The 7,663-nt window shown below is 61.1% G+C and carries 6 protein-coding genes; 2 read left to right on the plus strand and 4 right to left on the minus strand.

The window, feature by feature from the left end:
* Window positions 1-115: 115 nt before the first annotated feature.
* A complete protein-coding gene (locus QYH69_RS13570) occupies window positions 116-1,870 on the plus strand; it encodes a tetratricopeptide repeat-containing glycosyltransferase family protein (RefSeq protein ID WP_308832370.1) in 1,755 nt (584 codons plus the stop codon).
* A gap of 13 nt (window positions 1,871-1,883) precedes the next feature.
* Here the strand turns inward: QYH69_RS13570 and QYH69_RS13575 are convergent, their stop codons facing one another.
* Complete coding sequence (locus tag QYH69_RS13575) at window positions 1,884-2,753, minus strand: GNAT family N-acetyltransferase (protein ID WP_308832371.1); 870 nt, start codon at window positions 2,751-2,753, stop codon at window positions 1,884-1,886.
* Between the two features lie 175 nt (window positions 2,754-2,928).
* Here QYH69_RS13575 and ltnD point away from each other — a divergent pair, with 175 nt between their 5' ends.
* Window positions 2,929-3,819, plus strand: a complete 891-nt coding sequence (gene ltnD / locus QYH69_RS13580; RefSeq protein ID WP_308832372.1) for an L-threonate dehydrogenase — start codon at window positions 2,929-2,931, stop codon at window positions 3,817-3,819.
* Window positions 3,820-3,856: 37 nt separating this feature from the next.
* Here the strand turns inward: ltnD and bamA are convergent, their stop codons facing one another.
* The 3 genes from bamA to QYH69_RS13595 form a co-directional block, all read right to left on the minus strand.
* Complete coding sequence (gene bamA, locus QYH69_RS13585) at window positions 3,857-6,115, minus strand: outer membrane protein assembly factor BamA (RefSeq protein ID WP_308832373.1); 2,259 nt, start codon at window positions 6,113-6,115, stop codon at window positions 3,857-3,859.
* A 117-nt stretch (window positions 6,116-6,232) separates the two neighbouring features.
* Window positions 6,233-6,631, minus strand: a complete 399-nt coding sequence (locus QYH69_RS13590; protein ID WP_075160045.1) for a hypothetical protein — start codon at window positions 6,629-6,631, stop codon at window positions 6,233-6,235.
* A gap of 228 nt (window positions 6,632-6,859) precedes the next feature.
* Window positions 6,860-7,633 carry a D-2-hydroxyacid dehydrogenase family protein gene (locus tag QYH69_RS13595; RefSeq protein ID WP_308832374.1) on the minus strand — a complete coding sequence of 258 codons (774 nt, stop codon included), beginning with the start codon at window positions 7,631-7,633 and terminating at the stop codon, window positions 6,860-6,862.
* Between the last annotated feature and the right edge of the window lie 30 nt (window positions 7,634-7,663).

A 7,663-nucleotide genomic window follows, 5' to 3' on the forward strand; every position in this document is an offset into this window, starting at 1 on the left:
TTATCGCGAGAATGCGCCGCGCCTTCGTGCCTTAAGCTTCAGGCGTGGGGCCATATCGGCTTCCCTCGCGGCCCTGCATCATGCCAGCCGCCGCGGCGCATTCAAATCGACGACCATGGCCACACTTCCGACCGGCGAACCGCGCCAGCAGCAGCAAACGCAATCGCAGCGACAGCACGTCCAGCAACATCACCCGTGGCCAGACGCGCCTCGTCCCGAGGGGCCCTACGCCGAGGCGCTCGCGAAGGTGAAGCCGCTTATCGATGCGAACGCGCCGATGAGCGATGCGGATCTGGTTCAGGCGCTCAATATTGCCGCGATCAGTTCGCTTGGCCTCAAGCAGCCGGAGGACGCCGAACGCTATTGGCGCCGCGCGATCGACGTGCAGCCCGATTTTGTCGAGGCGTATAACAGCCTCGGCATTCTGTTTAAAGGAATGGGGCGGCTCGACGAGGCGGAGTCGATTTACCGGCGGTTGCTGTCCGTGCGTCCCGACTATGTGGAAGGGCACAACAACCTCGGCGCGGTGCTGTTCGATCTGAACCGTCTGCCCGACGCGGAAGCCGCCTATCGCAATGCGATTGCGCGGCGCGCCGATTGCACGGAGGCTTATCACAACCTCGGCAAGTTATTGCATGCCACAAAGCGTTTTGCCGAGGCGGAAGAGGCCTATCGAAAAGCCTTGCAGCTGCAGCCGAATCTCGTCGAAAACCATGTTCACCTCGGCAATACGCTGCAGCGACTGAACCGGCTTGCCGAAGCAGACGATGCCTATCGACGCGCGCTCGCGATCCGCATCGACATTCCCGAAGTGCACCACAACCGTGGAATCGTATTGAAGATGCTTGGCAGATTGAGCGAGTCGGAGGCGTCGTATCGTCGTGCGATCGCGTTCCGCCCGAGTTTTCACCTCGCCCGGTTTTCGCTCGGTTCGTTGCTGCTCAGTATCGGCCGCTACGAAGAAGCGTGGCGGCTTTACGAATCGCGCTACAAACAGGAAGGGAACATCCATCACCATAGCGCGTCGGTGCTGCGCTGTCCGCGCTGGCGCGGCGAGCCGCTCGCGGGCAAGCGGCTGCTCGTCTGGCAGGAAGACGGGCTCGGCGACATGATTCAGTTCGGACGCTATCTGCCGCTGCTCGAAGCGCAAGGCGTGACGCACATCACGTTCGCTTGCGCGAGTGCATTGCGGCGCCTGTTCGAGCGTGTCGATTGCGTCGACGACGTGATGAGCCACGGCGAAGCGTTGCTGCGCTCGGATACGTACGACATGTGGACGAGCCTGATCAGCGTTCCCGCGTATCTGCACACGACGTTGCGTACGATTCCACCGGCGCTGGCCCTGACGGCGGACCCCGCGCTCGTGCGGCAATGGGCCGGGCGCCTCGCAGCGTTGCCCGCGGGAGGCAAGGTCGGCCTCGTCTGGAGGGGCAATCCGAAGCATCACAACGATGCGAACCGGTCGGTGCCGTCGCTGGCGGCTTTGGCGCCGCTGTGGAGCGTGCCGGGTATCCGCTTTGTGAGCTTGCAGAAGGGGCAGGGCGAAGACGAAGCCAAAGCGCCGCCCGCTAAACAGCCGCTGCTGCATCTCGGATCGGAGGTCGCGGACTTTGCCGATACCGCCGCGATCGTTTCGCAGCTCGATCTGCTGATTTGCGTCGATACGTCGACAGCACATCTTGCGGCGTCGCTTGGCAAGCGCTGCTGGGTGCTGCTGCCGGCGCATGACGTGGACTGGCGATGGCTGCGCGAACGCAGCGATTCGCCGTGGTATCCCGATACCGTGCGGCTGTTCAGGCAAGCGGAAGACGAAGGGTGGGGCGCGCCGATCGAGCGTGTGCGCGAGGCGTTGAGCAACGTCGAGTTCTGATAGCCGACTGGTATCACCCAAGCTCGAACGTCGTGATGCCGAACACATGCGCAAGCGCAATCGCCGGCGCGGCCTTCGTGTACATGCGCGCGGTCTCGAACACGCTTGCCATTCCATACTCTCGTGCGAGTGCGATCGCCTCGGTATTCGGTTCCGGGACATCGAGCACGAAGGTTTCGCCTTCGCGATGTGAAATCAATGCATCGAGCAGCGCTTGCGCCGTTGTTGCGTCATCGGCGAAGAGCGGTCCGATCTTATGGCCGTTGCAGCATTTGCGCAGCACGCCATAGCCTCGAATATCCCGATCATGCATCGCGGCAAGCGCGATCGAATCCGGTTGCACGATCCAGTTCGCCAGAAACCGCTCGCGCGACGCAGGAAAGTGCGACAGGTCATATGGCATCAATTGCGCGAATGGCAATCCGCGAAGTTCCTTGATCGCGACACTCGGCATTCGAGCGCGCCTCGGCCGCGCTATGCCCTGAAACCGCACGTTCCGATGCGCGAGCTGAAAACCGGATTTACGGTAATTGTCTTGCTGCTCGACAACACCATCGAGGCCGATATTGCGGCCCGCGAGATATGTCATTGCGTGTTGCCAGATCCGGTAGCCAAAGCCTTTGCCGCGAAATTCCGGCCTCACGATATAAAGGCCGATAAAGCCGAAGTGCCCGCCGTATCGCACTGCGGAGATCGAGCCGACCGGTTCGCCTCGCAGCGTGCCGATAAAGAATCCATCCGGGTCCGCCGCCTGAAAACAGGTCGCGTCATGCAGACCAGGGTTCCATCCTTCTCGTTGCGCCCAGTGGATGGCCAGTTCGACTTCGTCGGGCCGCATCGGGCGAACGGTGAAATCGTCCTGGGTATCGATGGCTGCGCTCATCTTGCCTCCGCGATCGGTTTCCTCGGCGTTCAGTTTAACGCTCGTTTCGCGGCGGGCGAAATCAGGTCGTTACCCGGCAAAAATATCGCAGCAGTTGCGATGTGGCGGCCCGTTCAGGTCTACAGTACCGTTCTATGCATCGTTTTGACCGTCAATACCGGATCGGGAGACACGCGTGAAAAGACAGGTGGGAGTGATCGGTTTGGGGGCGATGGGGCTCGGCGTCGCGCGTTCGCTGCTAAGGGCGGGGTTTCCCACGCATGCCTATGATCTGCGCAGCGACGTGCTGCAGCGCTTCGCGAACGAAGGCGGCATCGCGGCGCAGAGCCCCGCGGCGCTTGGCGCGCAGTGCGATGTCGTGATCACGCTGGTCGTCAATGCGCAGCAGACTGACACGGTGCTATTCGGCGACAACGGCGCCGCGACCGCGATGAAACCGGGCAGTGTCGTGCTTTCGAGCGCGACCGTGCCGCCCGCTTTCGCGGTGGGCCTCGCGAAGCGCCTCGAGGCAAGCGGGCTCCTGATGCTCGACGCACCGGTATCGGGCGGCGCCGCACGCGCTGCAACGGGCGAAATGACGATGATGACATCGGGCCCGCAAGCCGCGTACGAAGTGTGCGAGGACGTGCTCGGCGCAATTGCGGGGAAGGTTTACCGGCTCGGCGCGGAACACGGCGTCGGATCGAAAGTGAAAATCATCAATCAGCTGCTGGCCGGCGTGCATATCGCGGCGGCGGCCGAAGCGATGGCGCTGGGGCTGCGCGAAGGCGTCGACCCGGACATGCTTTATGACGTCATCACGCATAGCGCCGGCAATTCGTGGATGTTCGAAAATCGTGTGCCGCATATTCTGCATGGCGACTATGCGCCGCTGTCCGCGGTTGACATCTTCGTCAAGGATCTTGGCCTTGTGCTCGATACAGCGCGCGCGACGAAGTTTCCGCTGCCGCTATCGGCGGCCGCGCATCAGCTGTTCATGATGGCGTCGACGGCCGGGCACGGCGGCGAGGACGATTCGGCGGTCATCAAGGTGTTTCCGGGCATCGACTTGCCGAAGTCGGCATGACGCCCTGGGTAGCGGCACGGGCGCGTGCGGATCGGCGTCAGAACGCTGTGCCGATCTGAAACTGGAATTTCTGGTACTGATCGCCCGTATGTTTGACGAGCGGGAAGCCAAGGCTTAGCTTGAGCGGCCCGATCGGCGAAATCCACGCAAGGCCGACGCCGTAGCCGTAGCGCAAGCCGTTCGCGCCGGTCGTCGTGCCGCCCTGGCCCGGATCGCCCCACACGTTGCCGCCGTCGAAGAACGTGAACACGCGCAGCGTGCGGTCGTATCCGGTGCCGGGCAGCGGAAACGTCAGTTCGATATTGCCGACCGCAAGGCGCGAACCGCCGATCGGATCGCCGGTGGTCGAGTCGCGCGGCCCGAGCGAACTCGGTTCATATCCGCGCACCGAGCCGATACCGCCGGCAAAGTAATTCTTGAAGATCGGGAATGTCTGGCCGTCCAGCCCCTTGCCGTAGCCGCCCTGAAAGTTGAGGCCCAGCACGAAGCCGCGCGCGAACGAGTAGTAATACTGCGCCTGCGCGTCGAATTTCACATAGGTCGTGTTGCCGGCCGGCGTGCCGTACTCGGCATTTGCCTGCGTGAAGTAACCGCGGCTCGGCACGAGTGCGCTGTCGCGGTCGTCTCGCGACCAGCCGACCGTGACCGGCACGTTGTTGACCACGCGGCCGAATTCTTTCACGTAGTCGATATACGACTGCGGCGTTTGTCCGTCGATGTCGAGCCGGTTCTGTTCAAGACCGACGCCGAAAAACACGGTGTCCGCCTCAGAAAACGGAATGCCGAATTTCGTATCGGCGCCGACCGTGATGATCCGGAAGCTCGAATCCGTCGAGAAGATCAGCGGCTGCACGGTGCGGTAATACGCATCGGTAATGCGCTTGATGCCATCCACCGTGAAGTACGGGTCGACCTGCGTGACGGTCAGCGTGCGGAACGTCTTCGCGGTGTTCACGTTCACCGACAGGCTCGTGCCTGAGCCGAATACGTTGTCCTGCGACACGCCAGCCGACAGCACGACCTTGTCCGTCGACGAGAAGCCCGCTCCGAGCGTGATCGCGCCGGTCGGCTTTTCGGTCACATCGACGTTGACGTCGACCTGATCGTCGGTGCCTTCCACAGGCACGGTAGTCACATCGACATTCGTGAAATAGCCGAGCCGGTTGATGCGGTCCTTCGAGAGGGCGAGCTTGCTCGAATCGAACCACGAGCTTTCGAGCTGGCGCATTTCGCGGCGCACCACCTCGTCGCGCGTGCGCGTATTGCCGGTTACGTTGATGCGGCGCACGTAGACGCGTTTGCCCGGGGTCACCTGCAGCGTCAGATCGACCTTGTGATGTTCCTGATCGATCTGCGGCACCGCGTTGACTGTAGCGAACGCGTAGCCGTATTCGCCGAGTTTGTCGACAATTGCCTTCGTCGTGGCCTGCAGTTTCTCCGCGGAGAATCGTTGGCCCGGCTTGACTGTCACAACCTTCTGCAGTTCTGCCTCGCGGTCGAGCAGATTGCCCGCGAGTTTGATGCTCGAAATGGTATACGGCTCGCCCTCGTGCAGCGTAACCGTCAGATACATATCCTTGCGGTCCGGTGTAATCGACACCTGTGTCGATTCGATATTGAACTCGAGATAACCGCGATTCAGGTAGTACGAGCGGATATGTTCGAGGTCGCCGGTGAGTTTTTCCTTCGAATACAGATCGTTTTTGGTGTACCAGGAGAACCAGTTCGGCGTGGACATTTCCATTTCATCGCGCAGCGTGCTCGTGCTGAACACCTTGTTGCCGATGAAGTTGATCTGGCGGATCTTCGCGCTCGGTCCTTCGATAACCGAAAACAGCAGGCCGACGCGGTTACGGTCGATCGGCGAAATGGTGGTGGTGACTTCGGCCGCGTAATAGCCGCGCGTCAGGTATTGGCGCTTCAGTTCCTGTTCGGCCCTGTCGACGAGCGCCTTGTCGTAATAGCGGCCTAACGAGAGACCCACCGCATTCAGCGCCTTCAGCAGATTGTCTTTCTCGAACTCGTGAATGCCCGCGAAATCGATCGTGCCGATGGCCGGACGTTCGGCCACGGTGACGATCACCACGCTGCCTTCGGTGGAAATTCTGACGTCGTTGAAAAAACCCGTCGCGTAGAGCGCTCGAATGGCTTCGGATGCTTTGTCGTCGGTAAACGTATCGCCTTTCTTGATCGGCAGATACGAGAATACCGTGCCCGGTTCGACCCGTTGCAGCCCGTCGATGCGGATGTCCTGGACCACGAATGAATCGGCCGCGTGCGCCGATACAGCCGCCATGCTCAAGCCAACCAAGGTGAAAGACCGCGCGCAGCGTGATAGTAATATTCGTGACTTCATGCAGCTTGCTGTGTTTGAGCTCGTTGAATGGAGCTTGTTGTAATGAGGCCCGACCGGCTATTGCAGCCGCAGTCCTGAAAGATCGCGGCTCTTCGCAAGACCGGTTGCGAGCGCAAGCACCTCGGTCATATGCGCTGCTTGCGAGCGGTGAAGCTGAAAGGACAACTCGGCGCCTCCGGGCAACCGGAACGTAAAGATCAGATAGGGCTTTCCGTCGGCATCCTTGCCGAGCGCCCATGCTTCGCAAGGCATGGCGAACTTGACGCTCTTTTTCTTGTGACGGATACGCTCGGACGAACCGATTGCGTTCGAAAGCGCCGCCAGCAGCTCGTGCATGACCGAGCAATGAAGCGCGATGCGATCGGGCTGGTTGCTGTTCAGGATCAGATACTGACCATCCGCGGTCAGCTCGAAGCCTTTGAACGAATCGATCGCAACGGCGGACGGGGGGGCCATACCTGTTCACTCCATAACAAGCCAGTCATGGAGGTTAGGCGAGATCGGCGACGTTCATGTTACCTGCGGGTTACTGCAGATTTCTTGCGCGCGGCTGATGAAAAAGCGGGGGACGTACGACCGATTGCAAGCGTGGCCGCAATGCGCTTGCAATCGGCGTGCGATGGTCGGGCGTAGTTTTAGCAGCGTGCATTTCTTACGTCCGGCCTTGAGCGCACTTGCTGATTGCTACGTTTGCAGTTCGCGAATCGGCGCGCCGGCCAGCCACGCGTGAAGCGATTCGACGATCTGCGGATACGCGCGGCGATAGGTGTTTTCAGTCACGTAACCGATGTGCGGCGTGGCAAGCACATTCGGCAAATAGCGATACGGATGCGTAAGCGGCAGCGGCTCTTCATCGAATACGTCAAGCGCAGCGCCTGCAATGCGTTGCGTCTGCAGTGCGTCGATCAACGCCGGCTCCGAAACGATCGGGCCTCGCGACGTGTTGACGAGGTAGGCGGTATGTTTCATCGACGCAAGCTCGGCTGCACCGACAAGGCCGCGCGAACGGTCGCCGAGCTTCAGGTGGATCGATACGATGTCCGCTTCGCGAAATAGCGTCGCCTTGTCCACGTATTTCGCACCGGCCTCGGCGGCGCGCTCGGGCGTCAGATTCGGGCTCCATGCAATCACATTCATCTCGAACGCGGCACCGAAGCGCGCGATCTGCTTGCCGATACCGCCGAGGCCGAGCACGCCGAGTGTTTTGCCGTTGATGTCGACACCGACGCTCGTTTGCCAGCCGCCCGCGCGTACCGATGCGGACTCTCGATGCAGATTGCGCGTGATCGCGAGAATCAGACCCCACGTGAGCGCTGGTGTCGCCGCAGGTTCACCCGCATTGGTGCCGGAGACGACGATGCCGCGCGCCTTCGTCGCATGCAGATCGATTGCGGCATTCCACATGCCCACGGTAAGTCGGAGGCCAAGCGGTCTTAGGAAGACAAAACATTCTACCAACTCCTTGGCTCACAGAACGACATGGCTACG

Source organism: Paraburkholderia sp. SARCC-3016 (assembly GCF_031119615.1).
Classification (GTDB): domain Bacteria; phylum Pseudomonadota; class Gammaproteobacteria; order Burkholderiales; family Burkholderiaceae; genus Paraburkholderia.

Excerpts from the sequence above, each read along its gene's own strand:
- QYH69_RS13575 (WP_308832371.1), bottom strand. The coding sequence starts at position 2,753 with ATGAGCGCAGCCATCGATACCCAGGACGATTTCACCGTTCGCCCGATG.
- bamA (WP_308832373.1), bottom strand. The coding sequence starts at position 6,115 with ATGGCGGCTGTATCGGCGCACGCGGCCGATTCATTCGTGGTCCAGGAC.
- QYH69_RS13570 (WP_308832370.1), top strand. The coding sequence starts at position 116 with ATGGCCACACTTCCGACCGGCGAACCGCGCCAGCAGCAGCAAACGCAA.
- QYH69_RS13590 (WP_075160045.1), bottom strand. The coding sequence starts at position 6,631 with ATGGCCCCCCCGTCCGCCGTTGCGATCGATTCGTTCAAAGGCTTCGAG.